We start from the raw sequence: 450 nt of genomic DNA on the forward strand, positions 1-450 counted from the left end.
ACCCGTGCGCCGGTCTCTAGTCCTCGAAAGAACTATACCCCTCGGCTTGCATGTGTTAAGCCTCCCGCTAGCGTTCATCCTGAGCCAGGATCAAACTCTCCATTGTAAATAATTTCGTTTGAAGCGTTAGCTTCTGTTTTTTTTACAACTTCGAATTTCCTATAGCTCCATTATTAAAGGATTGACTTCGTTTTATTCGGCTATTTTTTCTTCTGTATATTTTATAATTTCAAATGAACTTCTCATTTAGCAAATCCTCTCGGTATTTGCGGTTGCAAAGGTAATACTTATTTTTTAACTAGCAAAATTTATTTTGATAAATTTTAAAGTTTTTATTTCAATAAGTCAAATTTACTCTCACTTTCAAACTCCTTTCGGAATCGGTTTGCAAAGGTAAAACTTATTTCTAAACTCGCAAATTTATTTTTAAATAATTTTTAGCGATATATA

Annotated in this window: 1 rRNA gene; it reads right to left on the minus strand. The window is 32.9% G+C overall.

The features are described 5' to 3' along the window. Positions 1–106, minus strand: a 16S ribosomal RNA gene (locus B2X73_RS04550); the annotation flags it as partial. Positions 107–450 lie beyond the last annotated feature (344 nt).

This window comes from Empedobacter sp. UBA7252 (assembly GCF_002472765.1).
GTDB lineage: Bacteria > Bacteroidota > Bacteroidia > Flavobacteriales > Weeksellaceae > Empedobacter > Empedobacter falsenii_B.